A 17,258-nucleotide genomic window follows, 5' to 3' on the forward strand; every position below is an offset into this window, starting at 1 on the left:
ACCCGGCCATGACGAATTTTGTTTTCGTAGGGAAACCGATGCCCAAGCATCACCAGAAGTCCGCGGCGCCGGGCGGTTCGCAGCGTCAATTGCGCGTTGGCGAGCTGATGCGCCACGCGATTGCCGACATCCTGTCGCAGGGTGGGGTCCACGATCCCGTTCTGCAGACCACCATCATCACCGTGCCCGAGGTGAAGATGTCGCCCGATCTGAAGCTCGCCACCGTCTATGTGATGCCGCTCGGCGGCCAGAACACCGAACCGGTGCTGAAGGCGCTCGCGGCGAACAAGAGCTTCCTGCGAACCGAGGTCGCGTATCGCGTGAACCTGAAATACGCCCCCGATCTTCGCTTCCGCATAGATGAGCGCTTCGACGAAGCCGAGCGCATCGACAAACTCCTGCGCACGCCTGCCGTTGCGCGCGACCTCAAACCAGACTCGGACGAAAACGAATGACTGTGACGACCCCAGCCGCCGCCCTCGATTCACGCCTCGATGAAACGGGCAATGGCGAGTCCACCCTGTCTCCGGCTGTGCAGCACGGCGACCACGGTCAGCAAGGTGACCGCGGCGGCAATGACCAGCGTCAGCATCAGGGCCATCGCGGCAATAACGATCCCCGCCATCAGGGCGGCAAGCAGCGTCAGCAGGGCCAGGTCCGGCGCGACAAGCGCGACGTTCATGGCTGGGTGATCCTCGACAAGCCGATCGGCATGACCTCGACCCAGGCGGTCGCGATCGCCAAGCGCCTGTTCCAGGCCAAGCGCGCCGGCCATGCCGGTACCCTCGATCCGTTGGCGTCCGGCGGTCTGCCGATCGCGCTCGGCGAAGCCACCAAGACGGTTCCGTTCGTAATGGACGGCCGCAAGCGCTATCGCTTCACGGTCGCCTGGGGCGAGGAGCGCGATACCGACGACACCGAGGGCCGCGCGACCTTCACCAGCCCGAATAGGCCAACGGCCGACCAGATCCGGGCTCTGCTGCCGCAATTTACCGGCAATATCGAACAGACCCCGCCGCAATACTCGGCGATCAAGATCCAGGGTGAGCGCGCCTATGATCTCGCCCGCGACGGCGAGGTGGTGCCGCTGGTTCCCCGACCGGTTGTGATTCACGAATTAGTCCTGACAGAACAGCCAGATAGCGACCATGCCGTGTTCGAGGCCGAGTGCGGCAAGGGCACTTATGTGCGCGCACTGGCTCGCGATATCGGCCGTTTGCTCGGCTGTTACGGCCATATCAGTGCGCTCCGGCGCACCCTGGTCGGACCTTTCGCCGAAGCCGACATGATTCCGCTGGAACAGTTGGAGGCTTTGTGCGATAGAGCCGCGTCTGGCGAGGGTAGCCTCGCCGACGCGCTACTGCCCGTTGAGACCGCGCTGGACGACATCCCGGCACTGGCCGTCACACGGGCGGATGCGGCAAGGCTCCATCGGGGCCAGGCCGTTTTGTTGCGCGGACGGGATGCGCCCGATTGTAGCGGCACAGTTTATGTCACGGTGGCAGGGCGATTATTGGCCCTCGCTGAAGTTGGCAATGGCGAACTCATCCCCAAGCGCGTGTTTAACCTGACCGGACTGACCGCCAGTTCGGCCCGCAAAGAAAGTAACTGACGATGTCGATTACCGCAGAACGCAAAGCGGAAGTCATCAAGACCAATGCCAACAAGACCGGCGACACTGGTTCGCCGGAAGTCCAGGTTGCGATCCTCTCCGAGCGCATTGCCAACCTGACCGGACACTTCAAGACCCACACCAAGGACAACCATTCCCGCCGTGGTCTTTTGAAGCTCGTCTCCACGCGTCGTTCGTTGCTTGACTACATCAAGCGCAAGGACGAGGCGCGCTACAAGGCGCTGCTCGAGAAGCACAACATTCGCCGCTAAGCGAAATCACGCGCGCAAAAACCCTTTGCGCGCGTTTTTTGTAGCGGAAGCCATGTGCGGCTTTCGCGATAACGTTCAGAAGCAATCCGGCAACTGGACGATGACGGGCAAGGTGCCCGTCGCGCGGCGCGATCCTCCAAAGATCCCCGCGACCATCGGAAGGATGGACGCCATTCAGAATACCAGAGCCATGGCAGGATCGCCGGACGCTGATTTCGCGACATCGCGAACAGCTTCTTGCCGTCTTGCGCATGGCTTTTGTGTTTTGGACTTCAGTGTTTTTGGCCGTCACGTCCTCCGTGAACCCATGAAAGAAACCTAAGATGTTTAATGTTCACTCCGTCGAGATCGATTGGGGCGGTCGTCCGCTCAAGCTGGAAACCGGCAAGGTTGCCCGTCAGGCTGACGGCGCCGTCATCGCGACCTATGGCGAGACCGTCGTTATCGCCACCGTCGTCGCCGCGAAGACTGCCAAGGATGGCATCGACTTCCTGCCGCTGACCGTCGATTACATCGAGAAGACCTACGCAGCTGGCCGCATTCCCGGCGGCTACTTCAAGCGCGAAGGTCGTCCGACCGAGAAGGAGACGCTGGTCTCCCGCCTGATTGATCGTCCGATCCGCCCGCTGTTCGTCGATGGCTGGCGCAACGAAACCCAGATCGTCGTTACCGTGCTGTCGCACGACATGGAAAACGATCCGGACATTCTCGCGCTGGTCGCCACCTCGGCTGCCCTGACGATTTCCGGCGCCCCGTTCCAGGGCCCGATCGGTGCAGCCCGCGTCGGTTTCATCAACGATGAATACGTCCTCAACCCGACCCTCGACGAGATGGCCGACACCAATCTCGACCTCGTCGTCGCCGGCACCGGCGATGCCGTGCTGATGGTGGAATCGGAAGCCAAGGAGCTCAACGAAGACGTGATGCTCGGCGCCGTGATGTTCGGTCACCGCCACTTCCAGCCGGTCATCAAGGCGATCATCGAACTCGCCGAGAAGGCCGCCAAGGAGCCGCGCGAGGTCAAGACCATCGATGACAGCGAAATCGAGAAGGAAATGCTCGGTCTCGTCGAAACCGAGCTGCGCGCTGCCTATGCGATCCCTGTGAAGCAGGACCGCTACGCGGCCGTCGGCGCCGTCAAGGCGAAGGCGATGGCGCATTACTTCCCGGAAGGTCAGGAGCCGAAATACGACAAGCTCCGCATCGCCGGCGTTTTCAAGGAACTGGAATCGAAGATCGTTCGCTGGAACATCCTCGACACCAAGAAGCGTATCGATGGCCGCGACCTGACCACGGTTCGTCCGATCGTCGCCGAAGTCGGCGTGCTGCCGCGCGCCCATGGTTCGGCTCTGTTCACCCGCGGTGAAACCCAGGCGCTGGTCGTGACCACGCTTGGCACCGGTGAAGACGAGCAGTACATCGACTCGCTGTCGGGAACGTACAAAGAGACGTTCCTGCTGCACTACAACTTCCCTCCCTACTCGGTCGGCGAGACCGGTCGTATGGGCGGCACCAAGCGTCGCGAAATCGGCCACGGCAAGCTCGCCTGGCGCGCGATCCATCCGGTTCTGCCGGGTCACCACGAGTTCCCGTACACCGTGCGCGTGGTGTCGGAGATCACCGAGTCCAACGGTTCGTCGTCGATGGCATCGGTTTGCGGTGCTTCGCTGGCGCTGATGGATGCGGGCGTTCCGATGAAGCGTCCGACGGCGGGTATCGCCATGGGCCTCATCCTCGAAGGCGCACGCTACGCAGTTCTGTCGGACATCCTGGGTGATGAAGATCACCTCGGCGACATGGACTTCAAGGTGGCTGGTACCGATACCGGCATCACCTCGCTGCAGATGGACATCAAGATCGCCGGTATCACCGAAGAGATCATGAAGGTCGCTCTGGGCCAGGCCAAGGAAGGCCGCATTCACATTCTCGGTGAGATGTCGAAGGCGCTCAACAACGCCCGTGCCGAGCTCGGCGAATACGCGCCGCGCATCGAGACCTTTAAGATCGCCACCGACAAGATCCGTGAAGTGATCGGCACCGGCGGCAAGGTGATCCGCGAGATCGTCGAAAAGACCGGCGCCAAGGTCAACATCGAAGACGACGGCACCGTGAAGGTGGCCTCATCCGATGGTGAGTCGATCAAGGCTGCGATCAAGTGGATCAAGTCGATCGCGTCCGATCCGGAGCTCAACGCGATCTATGAAGGTACCGTGGTCAAGGTCATGGAGTTCGGTGCATTCGTGAACTTCTTCGGCGCCAAGGACGGTCTGGTTCACATCAGCCAGCTCGCCGGCGGCCGCGTGCAGAAGACCTCCGACGTCGTCAAGGAAGGCGACAAGGTCAAGGTCAAGCTGCTCGGCTTCGACGATCGCGGCAAGACGCGTTTGTCGATGAAGGCTGTCGATCAGGAGACCGGCGAAGACCTCGAAGCCAAGCAGAAGGCCGCCGAAGGCGCGACTGCAGCGGAGTAATTTTCGCTCACGCGAAATGAGTTGCGAAAGGGCGGCCGAAAGGCCGCCCTTTTTGTTTGTGGCGATGTTTTGCGAGGACGCCGACGTATCCCTCCCCACTGCGTGTGGCTTTGTTGCGCTTGGGGGAAAGAGGAACACGTCTCTCCGACACGTGATGTGCTATATCCTGCTGCGTCACAATGCCCGCATATGAAACTGGCAGTGATGCGTTGCGTATCTGTCCGACGAACCCGCAAATTCCTCAGGGAGAAGCCCCATGACGACCTCCGCATCGATGTCTCGACGCCATCTCATGCTCGCTGCGACTGGCATCGCTGCCGCGGTTGTCGCGCCCCGTCTTGCTTTCGCCCAGGCGGCTGCGCCAGCCACCCCCGCTGCCGGCAATGCACCATTCATCCTGCCGCCGCTGACCTATCCGGTCACGGCATTCGAGCCGCATATCGATGCCAAGACGATGGAGATCCATCACGATAAACATCACGCCGCCTACGTTGCCAACATGAACAATTTTGCCAAGGACACCCCGGTGATCGGCGAGAAGCCGCTGGTCGAGGTGCTCGGCAATCTCAACAGCGTGCCTGATGCGATCCGCACCGGCGTGCGCAACAATCTCGGCGGCCATGCCAACCACACCATGTTCTGGCAGATCATGGGCCCGAATGGCGGCAAGCCGGAAGGCGATGTGCTTGCCGCGATTGATCGCGACCTCGGCGGCCTCGAGAAATTCCAGACCGACTTCAATGCCGCCGGCGGCCGTCAGTTCGGCTCTGGCTGGGTGTTCGTGATCGTCGATAAGGACGGCAAGCTGTCGATCGAGACGCGTCCGAATCAGGACAATCCGATCATGGACGGCAAGCGCGCGCTGATGGGCAACGACGTCTGGGAGCACGCTTACTATCTGACCTATCAGAATCGTCGCGCTGATTATCTCAAGGCGTGGTGGAATACGGTCAATTGGACCAAGGTCGGCGAGCGCTATGCGGCGGCAAAGGCCGGCACGCTGGCGGTATAGTTTCCTTCTCCCCGCTTGCGGGGAGAAGGTGTCTCGAACGCGCAAAGCGCGTTCGAGACGGATGAGGGGGAGTCTCCGCGAGTTCGGAATAAATGGAGAGTGCCCCTCACCCGACTTCCACGCGCTGTGCGCGTTCCAGTCGACCTCTCCCCGCAGGCGGGGAGAGGTTAGAAGTTACTTCCTCACATCGCCTTCGTCCGCAGCGCTCTCGGCGAGGGTCGCCGGCTCGATGCTGTAACGCTTGATCAGCGGCATCTGCGCCACCGCGAAGACCATGGTCAGCGGGATGACGCCGAACGCCTTGAAGGCCACCCAGAAATCGGTGCTCTGGGTGCGCCAGATCGCTTCGTTCAGAAGCGCCATCGCGAAGAAGAACAGCGCCCAGCGCTTCGTCAGCGCGCGCCAGCCTTCGTGCGTGAGATTGAACATCTGGTCGAACATGATGGCGATGAAGGAACGGCCGAACAACAGGCCGCCGCCGAGGATCGCTGCGAACAGGCCATAGATGATGGTCGGCTTGACCTTGATGAAGGTCTCGTCATGCAGCACCAGCGTCAGCGTACCGAACACCAGCACGATGACAGCGGTGACCAGCGCCATGATCGGCACATGCTTGACCACGACGTAAGACGCGATCATCGCCGCGACGATCGCCACCATGAAGGCGCCGGTGGCGACGAACAGGTTGAATTTTGCATTGGCGACGAAGAACACGATCAGCGGGCCGAGTTCGGTGGCGAGCTTGAACAGCGGATGCGGCTGGTTTTTGGCAAGTACGTCAGTCATCAGCTTTCAATTCCTGCAATCGCTTGCGCGAAGTCCTTGGCGGTGAACGGCGCGAGATCGTCGATGCCTTCGCCGACGCCGATGAAATGCACCGGCAGTTTGTACTTTTCCGACAGTGCCACGAGGATGCCGCCGCGCGCGGTGCCATCGAGCTTGGTCATCACAAGGCCGGTGACGCCAGCCGTACGATGAAACGCTTCGACTTGTGACAGCGCGTTTTGTCCCACTGTGGCATCGAGGACCAGCAGCACCGCATGGGGCGCTGTGGCATCGACCTTCTTGATGACCCGCACGACCTTCTCCAACTCGACCATGAGTTCGGTCTTGTTCTGCAGGCGGCCGGCGGTGTCGATCAGCAGGACGTCGCGATTGTCGTCGCGCGCCGCGGTGACGGCGGTGAAGGCGAGGCTCGCGGAATCCGAACCCTGCGCGCCGGCGATGACTGGCACCTTGTTGCGTTCGCCCCAGACTTTCAGCTGCTCGATGGCCGCCGCGCGAAACGTATCGCCGGCGGCGAGCATCACCTTGCGGCCTTCGGCGGAGAAGGTGGACGCCAGCTTGCCGATGGTGGTGGTCTTGCCGGAACCGTTGACGCCGACCACGAGGATGACGAACGGCTTGTGGGCGGTGTCGATCACCAGCGGCTTCGCCACCGCCGAGAGCACCTTTTCGACCTCCGTGGCTACGACGGTTTTGACCTCGTCGGCCGAGATCGCCTTGTCGTAGCGGCCATGGCCGACGGCGGCGGAAATCCGCGCTGCCACTTCGGTACCCAGGTCGGCGCGCAGCAGCACATCCTCGATATCCTCGAGCATGGCGCGGTCGAGCTTGCGCTTGGTCACGAGGTCGGCGACCGCGGTGCCAAGGGCGCTCGAGGTGCGCTTCAGCCCGCCGGAGAGCCGTCGCCACCAGCTCAGTTTTGGCGTTTCGGGAGTGTCGCTCATGTCGGGGGTGTGTTAGCCGTTTCGCGCCATGATTCAAAGTATGACCAGTGAAAGTGACGAAGACGTAAGCCTGGAGGCCGAGCCCCGGCTGGAACCCCGCACCGATGCGGTGGAGCTGACCGAGGCCGAGATTCTGGCGCGGGTGCTGCACCGTGACGGGTTGATGCTGGTGATCGACAAGCCGGCCGGCCTGCCGGTGCATCGCGGCCCCAAGGGCGGCGCCAATCTGGAAACCTCGTTCGAATTCTTGCGCTATGGCCTGCCGCGCGCACCCGTTCTGGCGCATCGGCTGGACCGCGACACGTCGGGCTGCCTGGTGCTGGGGCGGCATCGCAAGGCGACCGCGTCGCTCGGTCTGCTGTTCAAGCACGGCCGTATCCGAAAGACCTATTGGGCGGTCGTCGAGGGCGGGCCTGCCGAAGATTCCGGCGTGATCGACATGCCGCTCGGGCGGCTCAATGCCGATCGGGGCTGGTGGATGAAGCCGGATCCCGAGGGACTCAAGGCCGTTTCGAATTTCACCGTGCTCGGCCGCGGCGGCGGCATGAGCTGGCTGGCGCTGGAGCCGGTGACGGGGCGCACGCATCAGCTCCGTGTGCATTGTGCATCATCGGGATTTCCGATTGTCGGCGATAATATCTATGGCAACGGGCCCAGATTCGGCGAGCCGACGCTGCATCTGCATGCCCGCGAGATCGTGATTCCGATCTCGCGTAACAAGGACCCGATCCGTGTCGTCGCGCCGGCCCCGCCGCATCTGCATGAGCGGCTCAAAGCGTGCGGCTGGAACGGGGAGTAGGGCTTACGCGACCGAAGCGAACAGCTTCGGATCGAACGTGCCTTCATATTCAAACGCGGCCGGCCCCGTCATCAGCACGTGGTCGTCGCTCTCGCGCCATTCGATGGTGAGTTCACCGCCGGGCAGCGTCATATGCACAGTTCGATTGGTCCGGCGCAGGCGAGCGGCGGCAACAGCGGTTGCGCAAGCTGCGGAGCCACAAGCCTTGGTCAGGCCGGCGCCGCGCTCCCAGGTACGCATCACGATGTGATCGCGATCGACGATATGGGCCAGCGTGATATTGGCGCGGTCCGGGAAGATCGGGTGGTTTTCCAGCAGCGGGCCGAACTTTTCGAGATCATAGGCCTGGATGTCGTCCACCCAGAAGATCGCATGAGGGTTGCCCATCGAGACGACTGACGGGGTGTGCAGGATCGGCGCGTCGATCGGGCCGATCTGCAACTCGATGCCGCGGGTGTCACGGAATTCCTCGGCCAGCGGAATGTCCTGCCAGCCGAACTTCGGTGTGCCCATGTCCACCGTGTAAAGGTCCGGCGCGGGGCCTTGCCAGCAATTGATCAGGCCAGCCCTGGTCTCGAATGTGAGCGCCGTCTTGTCGCCGCCGGCAAAAGTCTGGCGCGCCACGCAACGCATGCCATTGCCGCAGGCGCCGGCTTCGGAGCCGTCATTGTTGTAGATTGAGACGAAGGCGTCGGTGCCGGCCAGCCGGGGCTTCTGCAGCACCATCAACTGGTCATAGGGTACGCCTTCGGGGGTGGCCACGGCGCGGGCGTCGGCAGGCGTAATACCGGATGCCGTATCGCGCAGGTCGATCACGACGATCTCGTTGCCGATGCCGTTCATCTTGGCGAAGGAATGGTTGGCCAGTGCGCTCATGCTCGGTCCCGTTGATCTCAGCCTTATATGGCGAGGCCGGGCGGATTGGCCAGTACGGCGATTCTGTGTCGGCTGTTTTGAATGGCCCTGCGCAATTTGGGGAGGGGACGAAAGCCGCGGCTGCGTGTTACCATGGTGCCGTATCGCGCATGTTGCCGGACACTGCGCTGCAGGATGTCACTGGAGACCCTTCGAATGACCCGTTCTCGCCTGTCCCGCCTCGCCACTGCGGCGCTGATCCCGGCAGCCGCGCTGACGCTGAACGCCGCGGCCTGGGCGCAATCTCCACCCGCCACGCCGCCAGCGGCAAGCACCCCGGCGACCCCGCCCGCGCCCGCACCGGCCACACCAGCTCCGGCGGCAACGGCTCCCGCCACTCCCGCTCCCGCCGCACCGGAGACGCCGGCCCCCGTCGCGCCGGCAACGCCGCCCGCCGCGGCGCAGGCTCCCGCAACGCCAGCCGCGCCTCAGGTCCAGGTTGCCGATCCGTTCGGCGAGGAAATCACGCTATCGCCGAAGCAGATGGTGACCTTCGTCGGCAAGGCGAATTGGGATTCGGCCTTCGATACGCTGATGGATGCGTTCAAGCAGATCACCACCGTGCTCGACAAACAGGGCGTCAAGTCATCCGGCAACCCGATGATCGTCTATACGACCACCGACGACACCGGCTTCACCTTCCTCGCGGAAATCCCGGTCGATCAGGAGGTGAAGAACCTGCCGAAGGCGATGAAGATGGGTCTGTCACCGGATGGCAAGGCACTGAAGTTCGTCCATCGCGGCTCCTACGACAATATGGACAACACCTATGAGGCGATCACCAATCACCTCGACGACAAAAAGCTAGAGGCGAAAGACACCTTCATCGAGGAATACATGACCGATCCCTTGAAGACGGCGGAAGACAAGCTCGTCATCAATGTCTATGTGCCGCTGAAGTAATAGAAGCGAAGGCCAGCGATAAAGAATCTCTGGTCATAAAGAAGCCTTGGACGGTCGCGACAGATCGGGCATGAAAAATCATCTGACTCTGGCCGTTTTCGGCATTGCGCTCATCGCCACTCCTGCGCTCGCGCAGGTCAATCCACCGCCGGTGATTTCCGTCTCCGGCGAAGGCACCGTCTCGGTGCCGCCGGATCTCGCTGTCGTCGATGGCGGCGTGACGACCGACGCCAAGACCGCGCGCGAGGCTGCTGAGGCCAACAATGCCGCGATGGCCAAAGTGCTGGCGGCTCTGAAGAGCGCTGGCATTGCCGAGAAAGACATGCAGACATCGCGGCTGTCGCTGTTTCCGCAATATGCGCAGCAGACCCGTCCCAATCCCAATCCTGGCCCCAATGTCATCTCGGGCTATCGCGCCAGCAACCGCGTCACCATCCGGGTGCGCGACGTGACCAAGGTGGCCGGCACCATCGACGCGCTGGTGGCTTCGGGTGCCAATGAGGTCGGCGGCATCAATTTCATGGTGACGAAGGCGTCGCAACTGCTCGACGATGCGCGCAGCGACGCGATCGCGGATGCGCGGCGCAAGGCGGAGATTTACGCCAAGGCTGCCGGCGTCAAGCTCGGCGCGCCGATCAGTATCTCCGAGGACTCCGGCAGCGCTCCGGCGCCGATGATGTTGCGCAAGATGGGCGCCGACGTGGCATCGGCTCCGGTGGCGCAAGGCGAGGAAGTGCTGCGCGTGAATGTCAGTGTGAGCTGGGAAATCAAGCCGGCGCAGTGACGGCAAAGCTCAGTTGTCGTCCCCGCGAAGGCGGGGACCCATACACACTGTAGGTGTAGTTTAAGCTCGACAGTCGTGGCTCTGCTGTTTCAAATTCTTCGACCGTGGTTATGGGTCCCCGCCTTCGCGGGGACGACAGCTAGATCTCCACTACCTGCCCCGGCTTCAGCGCCATAAACTTCTCGCTGGGCAATTCCGCCGCGCTGCATGCGGCGGCCAATCCCTTCACCGGCCCGTCGATCGCCTCATCGGTGAGCTGGAATGTGCTGTGATGGCTGGCCAGCGCCTGCTGTGCGCCGCAGTCACCAAACGCCTTCACGGCGTCTTCCGGATTCATGTGCTGGTCCTTCATGAACCAGCGCGGCTCATAGGCGCCGATCGGCAGGATCGCGAGCCTGATAGCACCATGGGTCTCGCGCACGCGGCGGAAGTGCAGGCCGTCGCCATAGCCGCTGTCGCCGACGATGTAGATCTTGCCGGCTGGTGTCTCCAGCACGAAGCTCGCCCACAGCGATTTGTTACGATCAAACAGGCCGCGCGCGGTCCAGTGGCGCGTCGGCACCAGCGTGACGGCGAGGCCGTTGCCGAGCTCGACGCGATCTGTCCAGTCATAGGCCTCGGCTTTGATCGCGCTGTCGGCGCTCTTCATGGTGATGTCATTGCCAAGCGGCGTGATCACCCGCGGTGCAAATTTGGCTGATAGCTTCGACAGGGTCGGAAGATCGAGATGGTCGTAATGACCGTGCGAGACCAGCACAACATCGATCTTGGGCAGTTTGTCGAAGGCGATGCCCGGCGCGTTGTGACGCTTCGGCCCGGCAAATGACAATGGCGATACGCGATCGGACCACACCGGATCGAACAGGATGTTGATCCCGGCGGTCTGGATCAGCCAGCTGGCGTGACCGACGTAACAAAAGCGAACGCCCGTACCCTCGACCCTGGCCGGCGGCGTATCGGCAAACTCGTTCTCGACCCAGTCCGGCCAGACCTCGCGCGTACGGCCGCCGCCGAATTGCCAGCGCAGCACTTCGCCGAGCGACCTCGGCGGCGCGCCATCGGGATCGAAGAAGATCTTGCCGTCGAAGTGATCGGAGACGGGGCCGTCATAATTGGTCATGCGGGAAGCCCAGATGGCCGACAGCCCCGCCGCTGCGGCGAGGCCGCCGATGGATGCGAGAAGCTCGCGGCGGGTGATGGTCATGAATGTCAAAAGCCGAAAAGGGGAACCTGAGGTGAGCGATCACTCACATCTAGGGCAGCTCACCCAGAAATCCAATTGCCTATTGTCAATTTAATCGCCTGCTGCAGAGAATATCCTTTATCTTGAATGGGTTGCCGTTTCGGGCGACGGCGCGGCGGCCATATTTCCTTGACTCGCCGGGCCCCGGCGCTGTAAGTCCCCACCAATTCTCGAAAAGTTCTCTTTTCGACCCGCCGACCGGTCCTGGAGACCGGAGGTCAACGCCCGACAGCGCGATGCGCCCTCGGGCGCAAAAGTGTTTGGTTATTTGCCATCATGGGGATGGCACGAGCGGAAGCGACGATCGATGTTCGACAGTCTGTCGGAACGGCTTGGCGGAATTCTCGATCGGCTCACCGGGCGCGGTGCGCTGTCGGAGGCTGATGTCGATGCCGCCATGCGCGAAGTCCGCCGGGCGCTGCTTGAGGCCGACGTCTCGCTCGACGTGGTCCGCTCCTTCATCGATCGCGTGCGTGAGCAGGCCATTGGCGCCACCGTCGTCAAGTCGGTCACGCCCGGCCAGATGGTCGTCAAGATCGTCCATGACGAACTGGTCGCGACCCTCGGCGCAGATGGCGAAGGCGGCATCGATCTTCAGGCTGTGCCGCCCGTCGCCATTATGATGGTCGGTCTGCAGGGCTCCGGTAAGACCACCACGACCGCGAAGCTTGCGCGCCGTCTCACTCAGCGCGACAAGCGCAAGGTGCTGATGGCGTCGCTCGACGTCTATCGTCCGGCTGCCATGGAGCAGCTCGCGGTGCTCGGCCGTGATCTCGACATTCAGACGCTGCCGATCGTCGAAGGCCAGAAGCCGGCTGAGATCGCCAAGCGCGCGCTGTCCGCTGCCAAGCTCGGCGGCTATGACGTGGTTCTGCTCGACACCGCCGGTCGCACGACGCTCGACGAAGAAATGATGTCGGAAGCGATCGAGATCAAGGCGATCGCCAATCCGCATGAAGTGCTGCTGGTCGCGGATGCGCTGACCGGTCAGGACGCCGTCAATCTCGCGCGCTCCTTCAACGAGCGCGTCGGCCTCACCGGCATCGCGCTAACCCGCGTCGACGGCGATGGCCGCGGCGGTGCTGCACTGTCGATGCGCGCCGTGACCGGCAAGCCGATCAAGCTGATCGGTACCGGCGAAAAGACCGATGCGCTGGAAGACTTTCATCCGAGCCGTATCGCCGGCCGCATCCTCGGCATGGGCGACGTGGTGTCGCTGGTCGAGCGCGCTGCTGCAAATATCGATGCGGAAAAAGCCGCCCGTACTGCCGAGCGCATGCGCAAGGGCCAGTTCGATCTCACCGACATGCGTGAGCAGCTGATCCAGATGACCAATATGGGCGGTCTATCCGGCCTGATGGGCATGATGCCCGGCATCGCTAAGATGAAGAACCAGATCGCCTCCGCCGGTCTCGATGACCGCGTGGTGAAGCGCCAGATCGCAGTCATCGATCTCGATGACGCGTCAGGAGCGCAAGAATCCCGACATCCTCAAGGCCAGTCGCAAGAAGCGTATCGCTGCCGGCGCCGGCCTCAAGGTCGAGGAAGTCAACAAGGTGCTGAAGATGCACCGGAACATGGCCGATATGATGAAGGCCATGGGCTCCGGCAAGCGTGGCCCGATGGCCGGCATCGCGCAGGCCATGGGCTTCGGTGGCGGTGGCATGCCATCCCCCGAACAGATGAAGGCGATGGCCGAGAAGATGCCGGGCGGGATGCCGCAGGGCATGCCGTCATTGCCGAAAGATTTCCCGGGCCTTTCAGGGCTGGGCAAACCGACGCTGCCGGGACTCGGCGGCTTTCCCGGTCTCGGGAAAAAGAAATAACGCGATCAAGTTCACTCACATTCAAATCGAACACACTTAGGAGAATCCCATGTCCGTCGTTATCCGCCTCGCACGCGCAGGCACCAAGAAGCGCCCCGTCTATCACGTCGTCGTCGCCGACTCGCGCTTCCCCCGCGATGGCCGCTTCATCGAGCGTCTCGGCTACTTCAATCCGCTGCTCGCCAAGGATAACGAGCTGCGCCTGAAGCTCGACCTCGACAAGACCAAGGCCTGGATCGCCAAGGGCGCACAGCCGTCGGATCGCGTTGCTCGCTTCCTCGATGCCGCTGGCGTCCAGAAGCGCGAAGCCCGCAACAATCCCGAGAAGGCCGTGCCGCGCAAGGAGCGCAAGGCCAACGCTGAAGCCGCCGCCAAGAAGTAAGGCGGAATGACCTCCGCGCAAATCTGCGTCGCGCGTATCGGCGCGCCGCATGGTGTGCGCGGCCAGGTCCGGCTGTGGACCTTCACCGAAGATCCATTCGCCGTGTGCGACTACGGTCCGCTTGCCACCAAGGACGGCAAGCGGAGCTTTGAGGTCGATGATGTCCGCGAGGCCAAGGGCCATCTGGTCGCGACGCTGAAGGGCGTCGCGTCCCGCGAAGATGCCGAGCGCCTCAATGGCGTCGAGCTCTATGTGGCGCGCGACGCGCTGCCCGACACCGAAGACGATGAATATTACCACGCCGACCTGATCGGCCTCGCTGCGGTCAATGCCGCGGGCGATGCGATCGGCCGCGTTGTCGGCATCCATAATTTCGGTGCCGGCGATATCATCGAGATCGCGCCACTAGAGGGCGCGACCCTGCTATTGCCCTTCACCAATGCGGTGGTGCCGACCGTCGACCTCGCGGCTGGCCGTGTCGTGATCGAATTGCCGGGTGAGATCATCGGCGACGATCCCACCGCGGCATAACGCTTACGCTTTCAACGCTTCCGCAATCGTTGTTGCAAACGGCGTGGTCGGCCGCCCGATCAGCTTGCTCAGTGCGCGGCTGTCGTCGAACAGCGCGCCATCCACTGCGGCTGTATCCGACGTCGCAATCAGCTCCGCAAGTTCAGGCGGCAGTCCCGCGCCGAGCAGCGCTGCCTTGAAATCGGCTTCGGGCAAGCGGACATAGGCGACAGTCTTTCCGGACTGCTTCGTAATCTCTGCTGCAAAAGCTTCCAGCGTGTAGGCTTCGTCGCCAGCCAGCTCATAGATTTGTCCGGCGTGATCCGTTGTCGAGGTTAGCACGGCTGCAGCCGCGGCTGCGTAATCTGCGCGCGAGGCCGATGCGATGCGGCCATCACGGGCGCTGCTGATCAGCGCGTTGTGCGCCAATGCCGCGGGGATCGATGCCGTGTAGTTCTCGGTGTACCAGCCGTTGCGCAGCAGCGCGAAAGGAATGCCGGAAGCGCGGATCAATTCTTCCGTCGGCAAATGCTCTTTGGCGACTGAGAGCGGTGAGGTGTCCGCACGCAGTACGCTCGTATAGGCGATCAGCTTCACGCCGGCCTTCTTGGCGGCGTCGATCACATTGCGGTGCTGCGGGACACGTTGCCCGAGTTCGTTCGACGAGATCAGCAGCAGGCGGTCGATGCCCTTGAAGGCGGCGTCCAGCGTGTCCGGTTTGCTGTAATCGGCAGCGACGACGGTGACGCCCCTGGCGGCGAGATCGGCGCCCTTGGCGGGATCGCGCAGGCCGGCGACGATCTGGCTGGCCGGGACGAGTTTGAGCAGGGCGTCGATGGTGAGGCGACCAAGCTGGCCATTGGCGGCGGTGACGAGAATACGGTGGTTCAACATGGCAAAATTTCCTAAGGTCTCTAATTGACGATAGGTCTTGAATAGAGACTGCCTGATCGTACCGTAAGGAGGCAGTTTTTTATCGCCAGGTTACCTGGAAGTGACCTGCGGTCGGCCGGAAGGAGTCTCCCGATGCCCCAAAAAGCTTCTGACAATGCCCCCTTGTCCACCCGCTTCGACGAATGGCGGGCACGGGGCTTCGATGCCGATGCCTGCCCGGTCCGCAACGTGCTGGACCGCATTGGCGACAAATGGACGTCGCTGCTGCTGGTGGTGCTGGCGGCCCGGCCGCATCGTTTCAGCGAGCTGCATCGTGCGGTACCGGATATTTCCAAGCGCATGCTGACCCAGTCGCTGCGTGACCTGCAGCGCGATGGGCTGATCACCCGCCACGTCTTCCCGACCAAGCCCCCCTCGGTGGAGTATCGCCTGTCGCCGCTCGGCCAGTCCGCGATGGCGCCGCTGGCGGGCCTGATCGACTGGGCGGAACGTAGTTTTGAGGAGATCAAGGCGTCGCGCGCCGCGTTCGATGCCGGCGACACCAGCGAGCAGATGTCGGCGGCTTGAACGGGCTCGCGGGGGTTTGACGCCTCGCGCCGGACGCGCGATGGAAAGCCATGATTATCGAACCCACACCATGGCGCGCGACGGTGCTGACGCTGTTTCCCGAAATGTTTCCGGGACCGCTCGGCATCAGCCTCGCAGGCAAGGCGCTGGCTTCCGGCCTGTGGGCGCTGGAGCCGCGCGATATCCGTGCATCGGCCACCGACAAGCATCGCAGCGTCGATGACACGCCGGCGGGCGGGGGGCCGGGCATGGTGCTGCGGGCCGATGTGCTGGCGGCGGCGATCGATGCGGCAGATGCGCAAGACCGCCCCAGGCTCGTCATGAGCCCCCGCGGTCGGCCATTGACCCAGGCGCGGGTGGCGGAACTGGCCGCGGGGCGGGGGCCGCTGATCGTCTGTGGCCGCTTTGAGGGCATCGATCAGCGCGTCATCGATGCGCGGGGGCTCGAGGAAGTCTCGATCGGCGACTATGTCCTGTCCGGCGGGGAAATCGCTGCCATGACGCTGATCGATGCCTGCGTGCGGCTTCTGCCGGGGGTTATGGGCAAGCTGGCGTCTGGAACCGATGAGAGCTTCTCCGACGGGCTACTGGAATACCCGCAATATACCCGCCCGCAGGCCTTCGAGGGCCGTCAGATCCCGGATGTCCTGATTTCGGGCGACCATGCGAAGGTTGCCAAATGGCGGCTGGCCGAGGCGGAGGCGCTTACCCAAGAGCGCCGGCCGGATTTATGGGCGGCTCGCCCGAAAGCCCCGGAATCGGGCAGAAAGCGAAAACCGCCAAAAATCACGACGGGTGAGTGACAGAGACGGGTGACAACGGCTTCGCTTTCCCGTATAGCAGCGCCAAATCCGTGCAATGGCAGGGTAAGAGTTTCGAGCGCAGCCCGCGCAACGTCTGGGCGCGCCGCCGATGGAGATTTTCGATGAACCTGATTCAGACGCTTGAAAAAGAGCAGTTCGACCGCCTTTCCGCCACCAAGTCGATCCCGGAATTCGGTCCCGGCGACACCCTCATCGTCAACGTGAAGGTTGTCGAAGGCGAGCGCTCCCGCGTTCAGGCCTACGAAGGCGTTTGCATCGGCCGTAACGGCGGTGGCATCAATGAGAGCTTCACCGTTCGCAAGATCTCCTACGGCGAGGGTGTCGAGCGCGTGTTCCCGCTGCTCTCCCCGATGATCGACTCGATCAAGGTTGTGCGCCGCGGCAAGGTGCGTCGCGCCAAGCTGTATTACCTGCGCGATCTGCGCGGCAAGTCGGCCCGTATCGTCGAGAAGAAGACCGAGCGTCCGGCCAAGGTCGCGGCTGTGGCTGCAGCGAAGTAATTTTCCGCATCATC

18 protein-coding genes and 1 pseudogene are annotated in these 17,258 nt (G+C 62.8%); 14 read left to right on the plus strand and 5 right to left on the minus strand.

Annotated elements, in window-relative coordinates:
• Positions 1-38: 38 nt before the first annotated feature.
• The 5 genes from rbfA to RSO67_RS18470 all read left to right on the plus strand — a co-directional run bounded on the left by rbfA (position 39) and on the right by RSO67_RS18470 (position 5,367).
• On the plus strand, positions 39-455 hold the full coding sequence (rbfA, locus tag RSO67_RS18450) for a 30S ribosome-binding factor RbfA (protein ID WP_068734171.1): 417 nt from the start codon (positions 39-41) through the stop codon (positions 453-455).
• Positions 452-1,612, plus strand: a complete 1,161-nt coding sequence (gene truB, locus RSO67_RS18455; protein ID WP_315840030.1) for a tRNA pseudouridine(55) synthase TruB — start codon at positions 452-454, stop codon at positions 1,610-1,612. The genes rbfA and truB overlap by 4 nt, the downstream gene beginning before the upstream one ends.
• A gap of 2 nt (positions 1,613-1,614) precedes the next feature.
• Positions 1,615-1,884 carry a 30S ribosomal protein S15 gene (gene rpsO / locus RSO67_RS18460; RefSeq protein ID WP_068734145.1) on the plus strand — a complete coding sequence of 90 codons (270 nt, stop codon included), beginning with the start codon at positions 1,615-1,617 and terminating at the stop codon, positions 1,882-1,884.
• Between the two features lie 323 nt (positions 1,885-2,207).
• Positions 2,208-4,355, plus strand: coding sequence for a polyribonucleotide nucleotidyltransferase (gene pnp, locus RSO67_RS18465; RefSeq protein WP_089266441.1), 2,148 nt, complete (start codon positions 2,208-2,210; stop codon positions 4,353-4,355).
• A 256-nt stretch (positions 4,356-4,611) separates the two neighbouring features.
• A complete protein-coding gene (locus RSO67_RS18470) occupies positions 4,612-5,367 on the plus strand; it encodes a superoxide dismutase (protein ID WP_315840031.1) in 756 nt (251 codons plus the stop codon).
• Between the two features lie 174 nt (positions 5,368-5,541).
• Here RSO67_RS18470 and RSO67_RS18475 read toward each other — a convergent pair whose 3' ends face one another.
• Both RSO67_RS18475 and ftsY read right to left on the minus strand, forming a co-directional pair.
• A complete protein-coding gene (locus RSO67_RS18475) occupies positions 5,542-6,153 on the minus strand; it encodes a septation protein A (protein WP_315840032.1) in 612 nt (203 codons plus the stop codon).
• The gene (gene ftsY, locus RSO67_RS18480) at positions 6,153-7,097 is read right to left on the minus strand and encodes a signal recognition particle-docking protein FtsY (protein WP_149529495.1); all 945 of its coding nucleotides are present in this window, start codon (positions 7,095-7,097) and stop codon (positions 6,153-6,155) included. Before ftsY ends, RSO67_RS18475 begins: the two co-directional genes overlap by 1 nt.
• Positions 7,098-7,260: 163 nt before the next feature.
• On the opposite strand from ftsY, the gene RSO67_RS18485 reads away from it, so the two are divergent.
• A complete protein-coding gene (locus RSO67_RS18485; protein WP_315844296.1) occupies positions 7,261-7,896 on the plus strand; it encodes an RNA pseudouridine synthase in 636 nt (211 codons plus the stop codon).
• A 3-nt stretch (positions 7,897-7,899) separates the two neighbouring features.
• Here the strand turns inward: RSO67_RS18485 and dapF are convergent, their stop codons facing one another.
• The gene (dapF, locus tag RSO67_RS18490; RefSeq protein WP_315840033.1) at positions 7,900-8,772 is read right to left on the minus strand and encodes a diaminopimelate epimerase; all 873 of its coding nucleotides are present in this window, start codon (positions 8,770-8,772) and stop codon (positions 7,900-7,902) included.
• A gap of 195 nt (positions 8,773-8,967) precedes the next feature.
• On the opposite strand from dapF, the gene RSO67_RS18495 reads away from it, so the two are divergent.
• Positions 8,968-9,714: a GyrI-like domain-containing protein gene (locus RSO67_RS18495; protein WP_115031932.1), complete on the plus strand. Its 747-nt coding sequence runs from the start codon at positions 8,968-8,970 to the stop codon at positions 9,712-9,714.
• A gap of 70 nt (positions 9,715-9,784) precedes the next feature.
• Positions 9,785-10,498 carry an SIMPL domain-containing protein gene (locus RSO67_RS18500; protein ID WP_315840034.1) on the plus strand — a complete coding sequence of 238 codons (714 nt, stop codon included), beginning with the start codon at positions 9,785-9,787 and terminating at the stop codon, positions 10,496-10,498.
• 139 nt (positions 10,499-10,637) lie between these two features.
• On the opposite strand, the gene RSO67_RS18505 is transcribed toward RSO67_RS18500, so the two are convergent.
• Entirely contained in the window at positions 10,638-11,702 is a 1,065-nt protein-coding gene (locus RSO67_RS18505; RefSeq protein ID WP_315840035.1) for an MBL fold metallo-hydrolase, read from the minus strand.
• 346 nt (positions 11,703-12,048) lie between these two features.
• On the opposite strand from RSO67_RS18505, the pseudogene ffh reads away from it, so the two are divergent.
• The 3 genes and pseudogenes from ffh to rimM all read left to right on the plus strand — a co-directional run bounded on the left by ffh (position 12,049) and on the right by rimM (position 14,480).
• Positions 12,049-13,567: pseudogene (gene ffh / locus RSO67_RS18510) on the plus strand (signal recognition particle protein).
• Positions 13,568-13,616: 49 nt separating this feature from the next.
• Positions 13,617-13,949 carry a 30S ribosomal protein S16 gene (rpsP, locus tag RSO67_RS18515; protein ID WP_089266465.1) on the plus strand — a complete coding sequence of 111 codons (333 nt, stop codon included), beginning with the start codon at positions 13,617-13,619 and terminating at the stop codon, positions 13,947-13,949.
• Between the two features lie 6 nt (positions 13,950-13,955).
• Positions 13,956-14,480 carry a ribosome maturation factor RimM gene (rimM, locus tag RSO67_RS18520; RefSeq protein WP_315840036.1) on the plus strand — a complete coding sequence of 175 codons (525 nt, stop codon included), beginning with the start codon at positions 13,956-13,958 and terminating at the stop codon, positions 14,478-14,480.
• Positions 14,481-14,483: 3 nt separating this feature from the next.
• On the opposite strand, the gene RSO67_RS18525 is transcribed toward rimM, so the two are convergent.
• On the minus strand, positions 14,484-15,353 hold the full coding sequence (locus RSO67_RS18525; RefSeq protein WP_315840037.1) for an SDR family oxidoreductase: 870 nt from the start codon (positions 15,351-15,353) through the stop codon (positions 14,484-14,486).
• Between the two features lie 132 nt (positions 15,354-15,485).
• On the opposite strand from RSO67_RS18525, the gene RSO67_RS18530 reads away from it, so the two are divergent.
• From RSO67_RS18530 to rplS, 3 genes are all read left to right on the plus strand, one after another.
• On the plus strand, positions 15,486-15,920 hold the full coding sequence (locus RSO67_RS18530; protein WP_315840038.1) for a helix-turn-helix domain-containing protein: 435 nt from the start codon (positions 15,486-15,488) through the stop codon (positions 15,918-15,920).
• Positions 15,921-15,970: 50 nt separating this feature from the next.
• Positions 15,971-16,723 carry a tRNA (guanosine(37)-N1)-methyltransferase TrmD gene (gene trmD / locus RSO67_RS18535; RefSeq protein WP_315840039.1) on the plus strand — a complete coding sequence of 251 codons (753 nt, stop codon included), beginning with the start codon at positions 15,971-15,973 and terminating at the stop codon, positions 16,721-16,723.
• Positions 16,724-16,845: 122 nt separating this feature from the next.
• A complete protein-coding gene (rplS, locus tag RSO67_RS18540; RefSeq protein WP_089266471.1) occupies positions 16,846-17,244 on the plus strand; it encodes a 50S ribosomal protein L19 in 399 nt (132 codons plus the stop codon).
• Positions 17,245-17,258 lie beyond the last annotated feature (14 nt).

The sequence above is a fragment of the Tardiphaga sp. 709 genome (assembly GCF_032401055.1).
Taxonomy (GTDB): domain Bacteria; phylum Pseudomonadota; class Alphaproteobacteria; order Rhizobiales; family Xanthobacteraceae; genus Tardiphaga.